The sequence below is a fragment of the Chenggangzhangella methanolivorans genome (assembly GCF_019797865.1).
GTDB lineage: Bacteria > Pseudomonadota > Alphaproteobacteria > Rhizobiales > Methylopilaceae > Methylopila > Methylopila methanolivorans.
Window position 1 is genome coordinate 5,204,724 of sequence record NZ_CP081869.1, and the last position, 17,553, is coordinate 5,222,276.

Annotated in this window: 18 protein-coding genes and 1 pseudogene; 12 read left to right on the forward strand and 7 right to left on the reverse strand. The window is 69.2% G+C overall.

What is annotated here, in order from left to right; translation table 11 throughout:
- The first annotated feature begins 21 nt into the window (after positions 1-21).
- Positions 22-501, forward strand: coding sequence for a hypothetical protein (locus K6K41_RS27430; protein ID WP_261403154.1), 480 nt, complete (start codon positions 22-24; stop codon positions 499-501).
- A gap of 20 nt (positions 502-521) precedes the next feature.
- Complete coding sequence (locus K6K41_RS27435; RefSeq protein ID WP_261403155.1) at positions 522-644, forward strand: hypothetical protein; 123 nt, start codon at positions 522-524, stop codon at positions 642-644.
- Between the two features lie 52 nt (positions 645-696).
- Here K6K41_RS27435 and mdoH read toward each other — a convergent pair whose 3' ends face one another.
- The 3 genes from mdoH to K6K41_RS27450 all read right to left on the reverse strand — a co-directional run bounded on the left by mdoH (position 697) and on the right by K6K41_RS27450 (position 5,164).
- Complete coding sequence (mdoH, locus tag K6K41_RS27440) at positions 697-2,796, reverse strand: glucans biosynthesis glucosyltransferase MdoH (protein ID WP_261405845.1); 2,100 nt, start codon at positions 2,794-2,796, stop codon at positions 697-699.
- A gap of 32 nt (positions 2,797-2,828) precedes the next feature.
- Positions 2,829-4,385: an OpgD/OpgG family glucan biosynthesis protein gene (locus K6K41_RS27445; protein ID WP_261403156.1), complete on the reverse strand. Its 1,557-nt coding sequence runs from the start codon at positions 4,383-4,385 to the stop codon at positions 2,829-2,831.
- 125 nt (positions 4,386-4,510) lie between these two features.
- A complete protein-coding gene (locus K6K41_RS27450; protein WP_261403157.1) occupies positions 4,511-5,164 on the reverse strand; it encodes an SPOR domain-containing protein in 654 nt (217 codons plus the stop codon).
- Positions 5,165-5,416: 252 nt separating this feature from the next.
- On the opposite strand from K6K41_RS27450, the pseudogene glmU reads away from it, so the two are divergent.
- The 5 genes and pseudogenes from glmU (at position 5,417) to K6K41_RS27475 (ending at position 10,185) form a co-directional block, all read left to right on the forward strand.
- A pseudogene (gene glmU / locus K6K41_RS27455) lies at positions 5,417-6,711 on the forward strand (bifunctional UDP-N-acetylglucosamine diphosphorylase/glucosamine-1-phosphate N-acetyltransferase GlmU).
- Positions 6,712-6,804: 93 nt separating this feature from the next.
- The gene (gene glmS / locus K6K41_RS27460) at positions 6,805-8,628 is read left to right on the forward strand and encodes a glutamine--fructose-6-phosphate transaminase (isomerizing) (RefSeq protein ID WP_261403158.1); all 1,824 of its coding nucleotides are present in this window, start codon (positions 6,805-6,807) and stop codon (positions 8,626-8,628) included.
- Positions 8,629-8,713: 85 nt separating this feature from the next.
- A complete protein-coding gene (locus tag K6K41_RS27465; RefSeq protein WP_261403159.1) occupies positions 8,714-8,962 on the forward strand; it encodes a cupin domain-containing protein in 249 nt (82 codons plus the stop codon).
- A gap of 91 nt (positions 8,963-9,053) precedes the next feature.
- On the forward strand, positions 9,054-9,620 hold the full coding sequence (locus tag K6K41_RS27470; RefSeq protein WP_261403160.1) for a manganese efflux pump MntP: 567 nt from the start codon (positions 9,054-9,056) through the stop codon (positions 9,618-9,620).
- A complete protein-coding gene (locus K6K41_RS27475; RefSeq protein ID WP_261403161.1) occupies positions 9,610-10,185 on the forward strand; it encodes a cytochrome b in 576 nt (191 codons plus the stop codon). Before K6K41_RS27470 ends, K6K41_RS27475 begins: the two co-directional genes overlap by 11 nt.
- A gap of 15 nt (positions 10,186-10,200) precedes the next feature.
- Here the strand turns inward: K6K41_RS27475 and K6K41_RS27480 are convergent, their stop codons facing one another.
- On the reverse strand, positions 10,201-10,518 hold the full coding sequence (locus K6K41_RS27480; protein WP_261403162.1) for a polyhydroxyalkanoic acid system family protein: 318 nt from the start codon (positions 10,516-10,518) through the stop codon (positions 10,201-10,203).
- 80 nt (positions 10,519-10,598) lie between these two features.
- Between K6K41_RS27480 and K6K41_RS27485 the strand changes: the two genes are divergently transcribed.
- A complete protein-coding gene (locus K6K41_RS27485; RefSeq protein ID WP_261403163.1) occupies positions 10,599-11,240 on the forward strand; it encodes a thiopurine S-methyltransferase in 642 nt (213 codons plus the stop codon).
- A gap of 13 nt (positions 11,241-11,253) precedes the next feature.
- Here the strand turns inward: K6K41_RS27485 and K6K41_RS27490 are convergent, their stop codons facing one another.
- Positions 11,254-12,099: a helix-turn-helix transcriptional regulator gene (locus K6K41_RS27490; RefSeq protein ID WP_261403164.1), complete on the reverse strand. Its 846-nt coding sequence runs from the start codon at positions 12,097-12,099 to the stop codon at positions 11,254-11,256.
- Between the two features lie 99 nt (positions 12,100-12,198).
- Here K6K41_RS27490 and K6K41_RS27495 point away from each other — a divergent pair, with 99 nt between their 5' ends.
- Complete coding sequence (locus K6K41_RS27495) at positions 12,199-13,101, forward strand: SDR family oxidoreductase (protein WP_261403165.1); 903 nt, start codon at positions 12,199-12,201, stop codon at positions 13,099-13,101.
- A gap of 10 nt (positions 13,102-13,111) precedes the next feature.
- On the opposite strand, the gene solA is transcribed toward K6K41_RS27495, so the two are convergent.
- Positions 13,112-14,284 carry an N-methyl-L-tryptophan oxidase gene (solA, locus tag K6K41_RS27500; protein WP_261403166.1) on the reverse strand — a complete coding sequence of 391 codons (1,173 nt, stop codon included), beginning with the start codon at positions 14,282-14,284 and terminating at the stop codon, positions 13,112-13,114.
- Between the two features lie 214 nt (positions 14,285-14,498).
- On the opposite strand from solA, the gene K6K41_RS27505 reads away from it, so the two are divergent.
- Positions 14,499-14,696: a hypothetical protein gene (locus tag K6K41_RS27505; RefSeq protein WP_261403167.1), complete on the forward strand. Its 198-nt coding sequence runs from the start codon at positions 14,499-14,501 to the stop codon at positions 14,694-14,696.
- A 13-nt stretch (positions 14,697-14,709) separates the two neighbouring features.
- On the opposite strand, the gene K6K41_RS27510 is transcribed toward K6K41_RS27505, so the two are convergent.
- Positions 14,710-15,330, reverse strand: a complete 621-nt coding sequence (locus K6K41_RS27510) for a TetR/AcrR family transcriptional regulator (protein WP_378148240.1) — start codon at positions 15,328-15,330, stop codon at positions 14,710-14,712.
- Between the two features lie 77 nt (positions 15,331-15,407).
- Between K6K41_RS27510 and K6K41_RS27515 the strand changes: the two genes are divergently transcribed.
- Together K6K41_RS27515 and K6K41_RS27520 are read left to right on the forward strand one after the other, a co-directional pair.
- Positions 15,408-16,010, forward strand: coding sequence for an NAD(P)H-dependent oxidoreductase (locus K6K41_RS27515; protein ID WP_261403169.1), 603 nt, complete (start codon positions 15,408-15,410; stop codon positions 16,008-16,010).
- A gap of 58 nt (positions 16,011-16,068) precedes the next feature.
- Positions 16,069-17,373, forward strand: coding sequence for an aspartate aminotransferase family protein (locus K6K41_RS27520; RefSeq protein ID WP_261403170.1), 1,305 nt, complete (start codon positions 16,069-16,071; stop codon positions 17,371-17,373).
- Positions 17,374-17,553: the final 180 nt, after the last annotated feature.

Below are 17,553 nucleotides of genomic sequence, written 5' to 3' on the forward strand. Positions count from 1 at the left end.
TAAATAAGCCGGGGGGCGGACATGAAGATTTTGGCGGGTGCGCTTGCGCTTTGCTTCGTGACGTGCGCGGCCGACGTCGCCGTCGCCGATACGTACAAGTACGTCTTCACCAAAAGCAGCAAAGCGAAAGATTTCAAGACGATCCGGACCAAGTGGGTGGTCCGGGCTCGGGCCTACAGGCCGTTGTCGAGCCCGACGGGATATTCGGCGACGCTGTTGAGAAACAAGAAGTTTTCCAACGTGTCGGTCGCGACCATGATCGTGTCGGATCCGTACCACTATGAAGGCGGTCCGATCCTGCGCGTGAAACGTTCAGGAGACGCGATTTCCGGCTATGGCGGCCTGGTGCTCGGAAACAACGGCATCTTTTCCGTCTACATCAATCGATACGACAGATACTCGCTCGATACGATCGGCGGGAGACTGACGAACCTCTGTTTTGCGTATTTCACGGCGACAAGGCCAGGACGATCGAGTTCGTCGCCGAGAAGAAGTCGCTGAAGCTGTATTACGACGGCAAGATGGTGTGTTCGACTGAGGACAGCACCTACACGAGCGGCGACGCCGGGCTCATGACGACGACGACGCCGACCGTCGACGACCCGAAGGTGGCGGACTTCAGCCGGGTGAGCTTCAGCGACTGAACGGCCGGGGGATCGGCGTCGACAGGCAAGCCTTCGCGAGGTCGGAGCGCGCTCAGGCCTTGCCGAGCTTCACCGCCATGGCGAGCAGCGCGCGGTCCTGGAACACGACGGTCTTTTCCTTCGCGCTCAGCCAGCCGATCGCCTCGCCGAGCGTCTCGGCCTCGCTGAGCTTGGCCGCGGCCATCACGCGGTCGGGCTCGATCTGGCCGCGCGGACGAGGCGGGGCGGCCGGCAGCATCTTCTCGTGGGCGCGGTAGAGGTCGGGGTCGCGCGCGATCGCCTCCAGGCCGTCGCCCTCGTCGACGCCGAGCGCGGCGAGCCGCCGCCCGTTCTCGCGCGCCGAGACCGCGATCGCGGGTGGTTCGGTCTCTTCCGGGATCATCATGAGGCCGAGGCGCTTCAGGAAAAGGCCGGAGGCGAGGTGGCCCGAGAGCCAGGAGAGCGGGATCGCGAGCAGGAGTCCGGCGATCGTCGGCGACATCCAGCCGGCGAGCGAGGGCGCGATCATGAGCGCCGAGACGAGCGTCACCGCTCCGAGCGCGGTGTGCCACTGGTGGCGGCGGCGGATGTCGCTGAACGGGATCGAGCCGTCGTCGCGCCGCTGCGGGTTCCAGCCGGTGGCCTTGCCCGCGAGGATCTGGAACACCGAGCCGGACTGCACCAGCATCATGATCGGCGCGAACAGCGACGACAGGATGATTTCGAGGAAGGCCGAGACGAGGATCCGGAACGCGCCCCCGCTGCCGCGCCGCGAGCGGCCGTTCAGGATGTGGACGATCAGTCCGAAGATCTTCGGCGCGATGAGGATCGCCATGGTGATCCCGAACAGCGCGAGCGCGCGTTCGGCGTCGAAGCGCGGCCAGGCCGGGAAGAGCGAGAACTCGTCGGTGAAATATTCCGGCCGGATGAAGCGGGCCTGCAGCGCGAGCGCGATGCCGCAGAGCAGCATGAACATCCACAGCGGCGAGGCGAGATAGGAGAAGATGCCATTGAGGAAATGCTGGCGGCTCAGCGGATAGAGCCCCTTGGTTCCAAGCAGCGCCGTGTGCTGCAGGTTGCCCTGGCACCAGCGGCGGTCGCGCTGGCTGAGGTCGATCAGCGACGGGGGGCTTTCTTCGTAGGAGCCCTCGATCCGCGGCAGCATGTAGACCGCCCAGCCCTTGCGGCGCACGAGCGCGGCCTCGACGAAGTCGTGGGACATGATGAGGCCGCCGAAGGGCGGGCGGCCCTTGAGGTCCGGCAGGCCCGCGCCTTCCGCGAAGGCCTGCATGCGGATGATGGCGTTGTGGCCCCAATAGTTGCCGTCGCGCCCGTACCAGACCGCGATGCCGGCTGCGATGACGGGGCCGTAGACGCGGCTCGCGAACTGCTGCACGCGGGCGAACAGCGTGTTGCGGTTGATGATCAGCGGCAGCGTCTGGATGATGCCGGCGTCCGGGTCGGCCTCCATCGCGGCGGCGAGCGCCACGACGGCGTGGCCGGTCATCAGGCTGTCGGCGTCGAAGATGACCATGTGGTCGTAGGCGCCGCCCCAGCGGGTGACGAAATCCTCGATGTTGCCGGCCTTGCGGCGGTGGTTTTTGGCGCGGTGGCGGTAATAGACCCGCGCGTCGGGCCCGAGCGCCTCGCGCAGCGCCACGAAGGCGCGCTCCTCGGCGATCCAGACGTCCGGATCGGTGGTGTCGGAGACGAGGAAACAGTCGAAGTGCTCGCCGAAGCCGAGCGCCTGGATCTCGTCATAGATCGCCTGGATGCCGCCGAACACGCGGCTCGGCTGCTCGTTGTAGATCGGCATCACGAGCGCGTTGCGCGACGAGAGCCTCTCGGGCGGGGCCGGCGTCTCGATCGCGGGGCGGCCGAGAAGCGCGAAGAAGCCCACGATCGAGCTCGCGAAGGCGAGCGCGATCCAGGAGAAGTTGATCAGGAACAGGCCGAGCAGCGCCCATTCCAGCACCGTGACGCCGCCGACCTCGACGACGCCGTACATCTCGCGCCCGCCGAGCGCGATCGCGACGGCGAGCCCGGAAAACACGAAGATCCGGCTGAGCCAGGGGGTCTTCCAGAGCTTCGGCGCCTCGAGCGGGCGCACGTGCTTCTTCGACCAGCGCGACAGCGGCTGCGCCGGCATGGCGAGCGGCGTCTCCGGCGGCATTGCGGGGCGCTCGTTCACAGGCGTCGGATCGGTCACTCGGTCCACCGGTAGAGCCAGGTCTCGCCGATGCGGCCGGCGTCGCTTTCAAGAACGAGGCGGAGCTCGCAAAGATCCTCGTTGGCCGGATCGAGCGTGAAGGCGACGCGGTAGCCCTTGAGCTCCGGATTCGCGAGGCCGACCACGTCCCGGATCCCGCCGGCCGAGGTCGAGACGTTGGGACGGATCGACGCCGCGCGGGCCGGGTCGGCGACCGCGTCCCCGGCGAAGTCGACCACGAAGCGACGACGGCGGTCTCCGGCCGAACCGGACGAGGTGCTCACCACCGAAGCGCCGCCGGCCCGGTCTGGCGGCGACCAGCACCAGTGCATCCGATAGGCCATCGAGAACGGCTGGCCCGGCTCGATCGCGCGCTTGGGGCGCCAATAGGCCACCACGTTCTCGTTGATGTCGGTGTCGGTCGGAATCTCGAGCAACTGGAACTGGCCCTCGCCCCAGTCGCCGATCGGCTGGATCCAGACGCTCGGCATGCGATCGTAGCGGCGGCCGAGATCGTTGTAGGGCTGGAAGCCGCGCTGGCGCTGCAGCAGCCCGAACCCCTTCGGATTGACGTCCCCGAACACGCTGATCTGGAGATCGCTCGGGTTCGACAGCGGCCGCCACACCCATTCGTCGTTGCCGGTCCACATCTGCAGGCCGTCGGCCCGGTGCACCTGCCCGCGGACGTCGTCGACCCCCACGCGGTCGTTCGGGCCGAACAGGAACATCGACGTCATGGGTCCGACGCCGACATGCCTCAGCGGTTCGCGGGCGAACAGCGTCAGCTCGACGTCCACCACCGTGATCTCGCCCGGGCGGACGGTGAAGCGGTAGGCGCCGGCGACGCGTCGGCTGTCGAGCAACGCATGGACGACGATCGCGTTGGCGCCGGCGTTCGGGCGCTCGATCCAGAACGTGCGGAACAGCGGAAACTCTTCGCCGTTCGCTTCGCCGACGTCGAGCGCGAGGCCGCGCGCCGAGGCGCCGAAGATCTGGCCGCGGGCGATGGCGCGGAAGATCGTCGCGCCCTGGAAGGTCAGGAAGTCACGGAGCTCGTCGGGCCGGTCGAGCGCCGTGCGGCCGGTGAAGCCCGACAGCGGGAACGGACGGTCGGCCGGAGGCTTGGGCGCGCGGCCGAAGTCGAACCAGTCCTGGGACTCCGGAAGCATCTTCACGCGGCCGTCCTCGACCTGCGCGATCCGCACCGGCGAGCGGTAGATGAAGCCGCCCGGAAGCACGTCGAGCGCGAAGCCGCGGTTCTCGCCGTTCCAGACGGCGCGCTCGGGCTTCATGCGGATCGAGCGGAAGACGTCCTGCGGCAGCTCCGCGAAGCCGTTCGGCAGAAAACCCTTCGGCGCTTCGTAGCCGCGGCCGGCGAGCGAGCGCGCGGTCTCGAGCAGCGCGTCGGTCGAGAACGGCGTTCCGTCGGCGTGGATGTCGGGCGGCGGGGGCGGCGGGGTCTGAGCCTGAGGCTGCGGCGCCTGGGCGCGCGCCGTCCCGCTCGCGAGCGCGGTCGCCGCGACGGCGCCGGAGACGAACTCTCTGCGGTTCATGAGCCCTGCGGCCGCCGGACGAAACCGGCGTGGTCCCGGAGGAGGGCGCAGGGACGATGTCGCGGCGAATGCGGCAAAATCATAGGTCCGGAGCAGCGAACGGAGGGCGTGCGACGCAAGGCCTGTCAGGGCCGTCCGATCGGGTCGCCCGCATATCCCGTGGTATCGCAGGCGAGGCCGGCGTCCGCAAGGGTCGTGCAGGCCCGGTCGGCGTCTGCGCGGCTCGCGAAGGGCCCGGCCACGAGGCTGACGAGCCCGGTGCCGCCGCCCGTGCGCTGGATCCGCGGCGACAGTTTGCCGAGCTGCTGGGGATAGCGCGAAGCAAGCGACGACCATCGGCGGCGGATCTCGTCGGTCGTGCCGTCGTGGCCGATCAGGACGCCGATCGGACCGCCGGCGTCGGCGGGATCGACCACCACATAAGGAACGGTGCCGGGCGTGGTCGCCGCCGCGGACTGCTGCGGCCGGGCGATGGAGCCCGTGGTCTCCGGCGCGCCGGCCGCGCGCGAGGCGAGCCGGAATTGGCCGAAGCTGCGCTCGAGCGATGCGAGGCGGCCGGCGAGCTCGTCGCGTTCGGTCGAGAGCTTGGCGACCTCGCTCTGCAACGAACGGTCGTCGGAGGCGACGAGGCGCTCCTGACGGTCCTGTCCGGAGGAACGCATCACGGTCGCCGCGGCGCCGACGAGCGCGACCGCCATCAGCGCGCCCCAGACGATCGCGGGCGCCGCAGGCTGGAGATTGTAGGTCTCGACCTCCTCGTCATAAGGACTGCGGTTCACGCGGCTCTCCAAAAACCCTCTATTGCGAGGACGATAGCTGAGTCGCGGCGGCCGCGCGCGGCCGTCCCTCCTTCGTCGAGCCGGATGGCGGTTGCGGCCGGAGGCGCGACGCGCCACTGTCGCGCCGCCTCGTCGGCCCTGTCCTGTCCCCGCGGCTTCCCGCGCCGCCTCGTTCGAGCCCCTGCGATGTCCGATCCCGCCGCGTCCCGCAGTTGCCTCACCGTCGTGCTCGCCGCGGGCGAGGGCACGCGCATGCGCTCGGCCCTGCCGAAGGTGTTGCACCGCGCGGCGGGCCGTACGCTGCTCGGCCATGTCCTGGCCGCCGCGCGCGAGGCCGGCTCCTGTTCGCTCGCCGTGGTCGTCGGGCCCAACCGCGAGGATGTCGCGGCGGAGGCAGAGCGGCTCGCGCCCGGCGCGCCGGTGTTCGTGCAGGCCGAGCGGCTTGGGACCGCGCACGCCGTGCTCGCGGCCGCGAGGCGATCGGATCGGACTACGACGACGTGCTGATCGTCTACGGCGACACGCCGCTGGTGCGGCCCGAGACGCTGAAGCGTCTGCGCGCGCCGCTCGCGCACGGCGCCTCGGTGGCGGTGCTCGGCTTCGAGGCGCAGGATCCGACCGGCTACGGCCGGCTGATTTCCGAAGGCGAAAGCCTCGTGGCGATTCGCGAGGAGAAGGACGCCAGCGAGGAAGAACGCGCCATCCGCCTCTCGAACGGCGGGCTGATGGCGGTCGCCGGCCGCCACGCGGTCGGGCTGCTCGAGAAGATCGGCAACCGCAACGCCAAGGGCGAGTTCTATCTGACCGACGTCGTGGAGGTCGCGGTCATGAGCGGGCTCGCGGTCGCGATCGAGCAGGCGGCGGAGGCCGAGGTGCAGGGGGTGAACACCCGCGCCCAGCTTTCGGTGGTCGAGGCCGAGTTCCAGCGCCGGCTGCGCGCCGCCGCGATGGAGAACGGCGCGACGCTGATCGCGCCAGAGACCGTGTTCTTCAGCCATGACACCAAGATCGGACGCGACGTCCTGATCGAGCCGAACGTCTTCTTCGGCGAGGGCGTGAGCGTGGCGGACGGCGCGGTGATCCACGCCTTCAGCCACCTTGAAGGCGCTCATGTCGGCGAGGGCGTCTCAGTCGGCCCCTTCGCGCGGCTGCGGCCGGGCACGCGGATGGCGGCGGGCTCCAAGATCGGCAATTTCTGCGAGGCCAAGAACGCCGAGATCGGCGAGGGGGCCAAGCTCAACCATCTCACTTATGTGGGCGACGCCACCGTCGGCCCGCGCGCCAATCTCGGGGCCGGCACCGTCACCTGCAATTACGACGGCGTTCTCAAGCACCGGACCACGATCGGAGCGGACGCGTTCGTGGGCGTCCATTCGGCGCTCGTCGCGCCGGTGAGCGTGGGCGAGGGCGCCTATGTCGGCACGGGCTCGGTCATCATCGAGAGCGTGCCCGACGGCGCGCTCGCCATCGCCCGCGCGCGGCAGGTGACGAAAGAGGGTCGCGGCGCGGAGCTCAAGGCGCGGCTGAAAGCCGAGAAGGGCGGGTGAGAGGGGCGCTCGAAGTCGAGCTTTCCTTTCAACTCCCGCTAAGCCTTCCCGTGCTATGAGCCTCCAGCGGGACCAACCGGAGAGCGCCAACGCATGTGCGGAATTGTCGGCATCCTGGCCAAGGACGCGGCCGCGCCGCAGCTCGTCGACGGGCTGAAGCGGCTCGAATATCGCGGCTATGACTCCGCCGGCGTCGCGACGCTCGAAGGCGGGCGCATCGTGCGCCGCCGCGCCGAGGGCAAGCTCCGCAATCTCGAGGCGCGGCTGAAGGGCGAGCCCCTTGCCGGCCACGCCGGCATCGGCCACACCCGCTGGGCCACGCACGGCGCGCCGACCGAGGCCAACGCGCACCCGCACGCCTCCGGCCCGGTCGCGGTCGTGCACAACGGTATCATCGAGAACTTTCGCGAACTGCGAGCCGAGCTCGAGGCCGAAGGCGCCGTTTTCGAAAGCCAGACCGACACCGAGGTCGTGGCGCATCTCGCAGCCCATGCGCTCAAGGGCGGCGCGAGCCCGCGCGAGGCGGTCGCCGCGACGCTGAAGCGCCTACGCGGCGCCTTCGCGCTCGCCTTCCTGTTCGAGGGCGAGGAGAACCTCCTCATCGGCGCGCGCCGCGGCTCGCCGCTCGCGATCGGCCATGGCGAGGGCGAGGTCTTCCTCGGCTCCGACGCCGTGGCGCTCGCCCCTTTCACCGACGCCGTGACCTATCTCGAGGACGGCGACTGGGCGGTTCTGACTCGCTCCTCGATCGAGATCCTGGACGAGGCGGGAGATAAGGCCGAGCGCGAGACGGTGCGCGCCTCGGTCGCTTCCGTCATCGTCGACAAGGGCTCCTACCGGCACTTCATGGCGAAAGAAATCGCCGAGCAGCCGGAGGTCGTGGGCCATACGCTCGCCCGCTATATCGACATGGCGGCCGGGCGCATCCGCCTGCCGCATGGGTCGGACTTCGACTTCTCGAAGCTCGACCGTCTCGCGATCTCGGCCTGCGGCACCGCCTATTACGCCGGCCTCGTCGCGCGCTACTGGTTCGAGAAGTTCGCGCGCCTGCCGGTCGACATCGATATCGCGTCGGAGTTCCGCTACCGCGAGCCGCCGCTCGTCCCCGGCTCGCTCGCGATCCTGATTTCGCAGTCGGGCGAGACCGCCGACACGCTCGCGACGTTGCGCCACTGCAAGGCGCAGGGCATGAAGATCGGCGCCGTGGTCAACGTGCCGACCTCGACGATCGCGCGCGAGGCCGACGTCGTGTTCCCGACGGTCGCGGGCGTCGAGGTGGGCGTGGCCTCCACCAAGGCCTTCACCTGCCAGCTCGCGACGCTCGCGGCCCTCGCCATCAAGGCCGGCCGCGACCGTAAGGTGCTGTCGGAGACCGACGAGGCCAAGCTCGTCTCGTCGCTGATCGAACTGCCGCGGCTGATGGTCGAGGCGCTCCACCTCGAAAGCGAGATCGAGCGGCTCGCGCCGGTCTTCGCAAAGGCCGACGACGTGCTTTATCTCGGCCGCGGCACCAGCTTCCCGATCGCGCTCGAGGGCGCGCTGAAGCTGAAGGAAATCTCCTACATCCACGCCGAGGGCTACGCCGCGGGCGAGCTCAAGCACGGGCCGATCGCGCTCGTCGACGAGAACGTGCCCGTCGTCGTGCTCGCGCCGTTCGATCCGCTGTTCGAGAAGACCGCCTCCAACATGCAGGAGGTCGCCGCGCGCGGCGGCAAGATCGTGCTGCTGACGGACGAGGAGGGCGCGGCGCACGCCGGCGAAACGCTCGCCACCATCGTCCTGCCCAAGGCCTTCGCCTTCGTGAGCCCGCTGCTCTACGCCGTTCCGATCCAGCTCCTCGCCTATCACACGGCGGTGTTCATGGGCACGGACGTCGACCAGCCGCGCAACCTCGCGAAATCGGTCACGGTGGAGTGACGGGAACGTCCGCCGAAGCCTCCTGACAGGACGCCTCCTCCAAAGGCCGCGCCCCTCCAAGAGCTCCGCCTTCAGGGGCGAGACCATGGACAAGACGCGCGGCGCCGGGGTGAAGACTGGCGACTTCGTCTATCTGCCCGACATGCCTCATTCGCTCTGGAACGGCGACGAGATCACCGTGCTGCCGGTGAACGGCGCGGGTCCGTTCATGCCCAAATACGTCAACCCGAATGGCGACCCGAGCGGCCAGTCAATGCAGCTTTCGCATCTCATTCGCAACTGCATCCGGGGCGATCAGTTGCGAATGAATTGCATAATTATTACAAATACTTAGTATTTGACATGGCGGCCGCCGGGAGATACTTGCCGCGGGCGGACGGGCCATGGCGCGGGCCGCTCCCCGACTCTGTTTCGAGGCCGCGCCCATGTCGCCTTTCGCGATCGCCCTGCTCGCCGTGGGCATGTCTGTCGACGCGTTGATCGCATCCGTCAGTCGGGGCGCGGCGATGGGGCGGCCGAGCTTCGCGGAGGCTGCGCGCACCGGCGTGGTGTTCGGCGTGGTCGAGGCGCTCACGCCGCTCATCGGCTGGGGCGCGGGCGTCGTCGCGAGCCAATATGTCCAGGCGGTCGACCATTGGGTCGCGTTCGCCCTGTTGGGCGCGGTGGGCGGCCGCATGTTCTTCCACGCGTTGAAGCGGAGCGGGGACGCCGCGCCCTCGGCGCCGTCGCAGTCCTTCGGCGTCCTGCTCGCGACGGCGGTCGGGACGAGCCTCGACGCCATGGCGGTGGGCGTCTCGCTCGCGTTCCTGCAGGCCAACATCGTGGTGATCGCGCTTTCGATCGGCCTCGCCACCGCGCTGATGTCGACCGGCGGCATGCTGGCCGGGCGTCTCATCGGCGCGCGCTTCGGGCGCTACGCCGAATTGGCCGGCGGCCTGATGCTGGTGGGACTGGGGGCCTCGATTCTGTTCGAGCACCTCAATGCGGCCTGAACGGACGTTCCGCGACACGCCGGCGGCCTATGGCCGGGCGACGCGCGCTCTTCATGCGGTCACAGCCGCGCTGGTGCTGTGGCAGTTCTCGATCGTGGCGCTCTACAAGATCTTCGGCGAATCTCCCGGGCTCAACGCGGTCGCGAGCTTCGGGCCGCACGGCTATGTCGGCCTCGTCATTCCGGCCTTCGCGCTTGCGCGCATCCTTTGGGCGCTCGGCAACGCCGGGCGTCGGCCGGCCCTTCGGCCCGGCGTCGCCGGCGCGCTTGCGGGCGCGGCGCACAAGACGATGTACGCGCTGATGCTGATCGTTCCGACGCTCGCGGTCGCGCGGGTCTGGGCGAAGGGCGAGGGCTGGACCATCGGCGGCGTCGAGATCTTCGCCGTGACCGGAACGACGGTCCCGTTCGTGGTCGCGCTCGCCGACGCGCTCCACGGACCGTTGTCGTGGGTCTTGCTCGCGATCGTCGGCGGCCACGCCGCTGCGGCGCTGGCGCATTCCCTCGTGTGGCGCGACGACCTTGCGGGCCGCATGTTCGGAACGCCCGCCGCGAGCGGGCGCTGAAAGGAGAGGGGTGCGTCAGGCCTTCGCCGGCTCTCCGCCCTTCTCCAGCATGATCCGGGAGCTCTTCTCGACGAAGTCGCGGATCGCGCCCGACATCATCGAGAGCATCATCGGCACGTCGATGTCTCCGCGCACGACCGCGTCCTCCACCTCGATCGCCACGTCGATCGACTGGCCCATGGCCGAGATCGTAAGCGACAGGCGATCTTCCGCCGTCCATGTCGAGGCGACAGTTCCTCCGCCCGGTATATGCTTCTCGAGCGCGGGGAGGCCGTTTTCGATGCGGCGCCGCGCCTCCGACTTGCCGAGGCTGTGAGGAACTTCGAACTGCATGGGCGTGGGCTCCCTGGGCCAACTGTGTAGCGACACATAACACGACGCCGCGCTGGCGGCGACGAGGTTCGGAGGCGTGAATGGACGCGGAGTTCTGGCGCGAGAAATGGCGGGAGGAGCGGCAGGGATGGCGGCAGGCGGCGCCCAATCCGCTGCTCGTCCGCAACCTGGACGCCCTGGATCTCGCAAAGGGCGCGCGGATCCTCGTCCCGCTCTGCGGCGACAGCGTCGACGTCGGCTGGCTGCTTTCGAGAGGTCATCGAGTCGTCGGCGTCGAACTGGTGGCTTCCGCGGTCGAGCGCCTGTTCGCCTCTGCGGGCGTCGCGCCCGAGCTGTCCGACATCGGCTCTCTCAGAAAATTTGCCGGCGAAGGACTTGAGGTTTTCGTCGGCGATCTCTTCGATCTCGACGCAGGGACGCTCGGGCCGGTCGAGGCTGTCTACGACCGCGCCGCGCTCGTCGCGCTGCCGCCTGAGACGCGCCGCGCCTACGCCGCTCATCTCGTCGCGATCACGGCTTGCGCGCCGCAGCTCGCCATCACTTTCGACTACGAGCAGAGCGCGATGGCGGGCCCGCCCTTCGCCGTGCCGGAACGGGAGGTGCGGGCGCTTTACGGCGGCGTTTACGCCGTCACGCCGCTTGAGAGCGTCGCCGTCGATGGCGGCCTGAAGGGCTTTTGTCCGGCGCTCGAGCAGGCGTGGCGGCTGACGCCTGCTGCGTGATCGAACCGTCGTTTCAGGCGTCTGCGCGCGCCGCGTTCCTGGCGTCGACGAGCCGTTTGATCCGCTCGGCCGTGTCTTCGGTCGCGGCGGCGTAGACGATCATTCCGAGGTCGCTGCGTCCCTCGACCGCGAAGGACGAGAAATCGAGCTCGAGCAGGCCGAGCTCCGGATGGCGCAGCCGCTTCGTGCCCTCGCCCTGGGCCACGATCGCGTTGTCGCGCCAGAGCGCTGCGAATTCGGGGCTGCTGTTCGTGAGTTCCTCGACGAGATCCGCGATCTCGCCTCCAACCCCTGCGCGCGCGGCGTCGGCGCGAAACGATCCCACGACGAAGCGCGCGACGCTCCGCCAATCCTCCTGCGCCGCCTTGACGCGAGAATCCCGGAAGACCAGCCGCAGGATGTTGCGCTCCCTGCGCGGCAGTTCGGCGTAATCGGTGAGGATCGCGGCCGCGGCCCTGTTCCACGCCACGACGTCCCAGGTCGCGGTCTTCACGATCGCGGGGCTGTAGGGCATCGCCTCGAGCAGCCGCTGCAGCCGCGGCGTCACGCCCTCGACCTTCCGGAACCGCGGCTCGGGCAGGTGCCCGAGGCCGAGCATGAAGAGATGCTCGCGCTCCGGCTCCGTCAGCATCATGCCGGCGGCGAGACGGTCGAGGACGTCGGCCGACGGCGCGCCGCCGCGGCCCTGCTCGAGCCACGTGTACCAGGTCGGGCTGATGTTCGCCCTCTGGGCGATCTCCTCGCGACGCAGCCCCGGCGTGCGGCGGCGGCCGGCCGGAAAGCCGAAGGCCGCGGGATCGAGCTTCGCGCGGCGGTCGCGGAGGAACGCGCCGAGCGCGCCGGAGCCTTCGAGCGGCATAGGCGATCCTGTCAGTGATTATACCAGGATAAGATCACTACTTTTACAGGATGGAGTTTGGGCCGATGTCTCGCCGCGGGCAACCACGGAGACATGTCCATGCGCATCTTTCTCACCGGCGCGACCGGCTTCATCGGGTCGCGCGTCACAAGCGAACTCCTGAAGGCCGGCCACGAGGTTCTGGGGCTCACCCGGTCGGACGCTGGGGCGAGAACGCTCGAAGCCGCCGGCGCAAGCGTCCATCGCGGAGAACTGACCGATCTCGACGGCCTGACCCGCGGCGCGGCCGCAGCCGACGCCGTCATCCACCTCGCCTTCGACCATGATTTCTCGAACTTCGCGGCCAACTGCGAGAAGGACGCCCGCGCCGTCGGCGCGCTGTCGTCGGGGCTCAAGGGGTCGGACCGGCCTCTCGTCGTGACCTCGGGAGTGGGCATGGGTTCTGACGGCTCGGGGCGGCCGGCGACCGAGGACGTGTTCGACGCCGCCAATCCGCATCCCCGGGCGGCCAGCGAACGGGCGTGCGAGGCCGCGCTTCAGGCGGGCGCGAACGTTTCCGTCGTGCGGCTCCCTCAGGTCCACGACACGCGCAGGCAGGGACTGATCACGCCTTATGTGGAGCTGTCGCGCGACAAGGGCCTAACCGCCTATGTGGGCGAGGGCGGCAATCGCTGGTCGGCCGCCCATGTCGACGACGTCGCCCGCCTTTATGTGCTCGCGGTCGAGCGCGCGGGGCCGGGCGTCCGCCACAACGCCGTCGACGAGGAGGGCGTGCCGATGCGCGACATCGCCGAAGTCGTGGCCGAAGGGCTCGGCGTTCCCGCGATCTCGCTGTCGGCGGAAGACGCCGGGGCGCATTTCGGCTGGCTCTCGATTTTCGCCGGCCTCGACATGAGCGCCACAAGCGCGATCACGCGCGCAAGGCTCGGCTGGAGCCCGACGGGCCCCGGCCTGATCTCGGACCTCCGGAGGATGGATTATTCGCGCCCGCTCGCCGCGTGAGCTCCCGGGTTCAGTCGAACCGGGAGACCGAGAACGGGCCGAGCGGCTTCCAGTCTCCGCCCGCGACCGCCGTGGCGACGGCCTCCCCGATGCCGGCGGAGTGCTTGAAGCCGTGGCCCGAGCAGGCGGAGATGGCGACCACTCGGTCCATGCGCGGGTGGCGGTCGATGATGAAGCCGTTGTCGGGCGTCACCGTGTAGAGGCAGGCCGCGGCCTTGGCGACGCGCGCCGAGGCCGCGGCGAGGCGCCCGTCGACATGCGTTCGATGCATCCAGGCGGATTCTTCGGCCGAGACGTCGCGCGACATCGCGTCGGGCGTGGTGGCGGCGGCGTATTGCTCGGTCGCGACCTTGATCCGCGGATCGCCGGGCAGGGGAGGGAAACCGTAGAGATAGTCGACGTCGGTCGGGCCGTGCATCCAGATGAAGACCGGCGCGTCCGGGCCGTAGGGCGCCATGTCGTCAAGCTCGAACCAGTGCAGCACCTGGCGGTGGCGGTTGACCGTCAGGAGACGGTCGAACGGCGCGCCGAGAAGTTCGCTCGCCCATCCGCCGGCGGAGACGATCGCCTGGCCGGCGACGATCCGTCCGCCGGCGGTCTCGACGACGACCTGATCGCCGTCCTGCGCGATCGAGAGAACCTCGACGCCGGTCCGGATTTCGGCGCCCAGCTCCGCGGCGCGCGACAGCTGCGCCTCGATGCACCGCTCGGGAAACACATAGCCGCCGCCGGGCTCGTAATAGACCTTCTCGTCGCCCGCCAGATTGGCGAACTGCGGAAACCGCCGGGCGGCCTCCGCTCCGGTCATGATCTCGTGCGGGATGGCGTAGTCGACCGCGACCTCGCTCGAACGCGCCACGAAATCGGGCTTGCCGTGGTGCGAGCTTTCGCCCGAGCCCGGCGCGATGACGATCGCGCCGCAGGCCTCGAACAGTTTCTGGCCTGTCTCGGCCTCGAGCTCGCGCCAGATCCGATGCGAGGCGGTGACGAGCGGCACATAGGCCGCGCCTTCGCCGACAGCCTGACGGGTGATGCGGGTTTCGCCGTGACTGGAGCCGACGGCGTGAGGCGGCGCGAAGCGATCGAGCCCCAGCACTTTCAGGCCGCGTTTGGCGAGCTGATAGGCGCAGGCCGCGCCCATGGCGCCCAATCCGACGACGACGACGTCCGCATCCCGGGTCATGACGGCTCTGCCCTTTCTGGAGCGCTCTGGAATATGCGTTACGCATACGATCCGCAAAATCGGCGGTATCTATAAAAGAAAGTTATTCTCAAGCGGCGCTGCGTCGCCGCTGGCGGGACCGCGGACAGAATCTGTGAACGCCGGGCAGACCGCCCTAGCGGCTTGTCATGCGACTCGGGCAGCATCGCGTCGTCCAGAGTAAGGGAGCGTCGCCATGGCGGAAGCTGCACTGAACATTCACGCCGACGAACTGGAAGCCGCCACCGACGAGGCGATCGCCGCCTTCGACGGCGACGTGCGAGCCGCCGTCACGGCGCTGCTGGCCGCCAACGCCGAACTCGAGGCGCAGGTCACGCGGCTCTCATCGCGCGTGTCGACGGGCTACGCCCGCGGGCGCACGATCGGGCGCTGACCCGCGTCCGCTGTCAGCCTCGACCGCCGGTTTCTGTCCTGCGCGCCGCCGCGAGGATGACGCGGGACAGTTCCTCCCGCGCATCCTCCGCGTCCGCGTCGCCGGCGGCGGCGGCGTGCGAGAGCGCGTCGGCTGCGCCGAGCGCGCCGATGAGAGCGATGCGCGAGATCCCGGCTTCCACGAACGGCGCGAGCGCCGCTTCGCACTGATCGAGGAACGCGGCGTCGCACTGGCGCCTCACCGCGCCGAGTTCAGCCGATCCCTCGAGCGCGGCCGCGACGCCGAACAGCTCGCGGCCCTGCTTCAGCACGCAGTCCACATAGGCGTCGGCGATCACGCGCGCCTTGTCCTCGAGCGTGTCGGGACTGGCTGACAGCGCCGCCGCCATGGCCGCGCCCACGCGCTCGTCATAGTCGCGATAAAGCTCCGCCAGCAGGCCGTTGCGCGTGCCGAAATGGTCGTAGACGACAGGCTTGGCGACCTCGGCCTGCTCGGCGAGGCGGCCAAGCGTCAGCGCGTCGGCGCCTTCCGCCTGCGCGATTCTCCACGAAACCTCGATGAGCTGCCGTCTCCGATCGTCCCGCGTGAGGCGGCGACGAGGGGCCTTGCGATCGACGGCGTCGGCTGTTGACATCGCTATATACCAAAAGTAACTTACGAAAAGTATATAACGATCGATCCCTGACGCCAAGCCTTCGCTGGAGTTCGGCCATGCGCACGCTGATCGTGCTGTCTCATCCCGACAAGACCTCGCTCACCCACGCGGTCGCGCGCCGGATCGCGGAAGCAGTCCGCTCGCAAGATCCGGCCCCCGAGGTCGAGGTCGCGGACCTTGCGGCCGAGGGCTTCGACCCACGCTGGAGCGAGGCCGACATCGCGGCCTATCGCAAGCAGGCGCCCGCGCCCGACGACGTGGCGGCCGAGCAGGCGCGTCTCGACGAAGTCGACGCGCTGGTGCTGGTCTATCCGGTCTACTGGTGGTCGATGCCGGGACTGTTGAAGGGGTGGATCGACCGCGTTTTCAACAATGGCTGGGCGTATGACGAGCGTCCCGACGGGTCGGTCGCGAAGCTTCTGGGGCGGTTGAAGATCCATCTCGTCGCGATCGGCGGCGCGGACGAGGGCGTCTACCAACGCCACGGCTACGCCGAGGCGATGCGCGCCCAGATCGACCACGGCATGTTCGATTATTGCGGCGCGCCGGTGCTGAGCTCGAGCCGGCTTGTGCCTGGCGATGACGCGTTCCCGGCTTCCGCGCTCGAGCGAGCCGATAAGATCGGCAAGACGATCGCGGGCGCGGCCGTCGCGGCTTGAACTCGCCTAAGGCGGGCGCGACAACACGGACCCCGCCGCGTCGCCTTCCGGGACTCTCATGTCGCTCAACGCCGATCCCGCCTTCTGGGCCGCCGCCCGAAAACACCTGACGCGCTACGGCGGCAGCTTCGAGGAGATCATCGTCGAGCGCGCCGAGGGCAGCTTCGTCCACGACGCCGACGGCCGCGCGATTCTCGACTTCACTTCCGGCCAGATGAGCGCCGTGCTCGGCCACACCCATCCGGACGTCGTCGCGACCGTCGAACGGCAGACGCGCGCGGTCGCTCATCTCTTCAGCGGAATGCTGTCGCGCCCCGTGGTGGAGCTTGCGCGGCGTCTCGCCGAGACCGCGCCCGGCCTCGATCGGGTGCAGCTTCTCACCACAGGCGCGGAGTCCAACGAAGCGGCGATCCGCATGGCCAAGCTCGTCACCGGCGGGCACGAGATCGTCGCCTTCGCCCAGAGCTGGCACGGCATGACGGGGGCGGCGGCCTCCGCCACCTACAGCGCCGGCCGCAGGGGCTATGGGCCGGCGACCCCCGGCTCCTTCGTGATCCCCGCGCCGAACGCCTATCGTCCGCGCTTCAGGAACCCGGATGGCTCCAACGACTGGCGGTCCGAACTCGACGACGGCTTCGACCTGGTCGACAGGCAGTCCACCGGCGCGCTCGCGGCGTTCATCGCCGAGCCGATCCTCTCGAGCGGCGGCATCCTGGAGCTTCCCGAGGGCTATCTCGCTGCGCTGAAACAGAAATGCGACGAGCGCGGCATGCTGCTGATCCTCGACGAGGCGCAGACCGGGGTCGGGCGCACCGGCCACATGTACGCCTTCCAGCGCGACGGCGTGACGCCCGACATCCTGACGCTGTCGAAGACGCTCGGCGCCGGCCTGCCGCTCGCCGCGGTGATGACCACGCAGGCGATCGAGCAAAAGGCCTTCGAGCGCGGCTTCCTGTTCTACACGACGCACGTCTCCGACCCGCTGCCGGCGGCCGTCGGCGTCACGGTGCTCGACGTGGTGGCGCGCGACGGGCTCGTGGGTCAGGCCCGCATGAGGGGCGAGCGGCTGCAAGGCGGCCTCGACGCGCTGAAGCAGCGCTTCGACTGCGTCGGCGACGTGCGGGGCAGGGGCCTGCTGCTCGGCCTCGAGATCGTGCTCGATCGCGGCGCGAAGACGGCCGGCTACGAGCTCGGCGCGAAGATCTCGGAGGAGGCGATGCGGCGCGGCTTGAGCATGAACATCGTGAAGCTGCCCGGCATGGGCGGCGTGTTCCGCCTCGCGCCGCCGCTGACGGTTTCGGACGGTGAGATCGATCTGGGGCTGGAAATCCTGTCGGACGCGATCGCGGCGGCTGTCGGCTAAGGGCTCGACGGGCGGAGATGACGAAATCTGTTCGCTTGATAGTAATCGATCGAACAGGCGTCAGGAAGCCGGCTTCTACACGGCGTATCGCGAGGTCGTCGAGAGACGAGCGGAGACGTCGACTTGCCGCGACATGTTCCGTGACTTAAGCCCTGCGGCGCAGGCGCCGCGCCGCCCGAT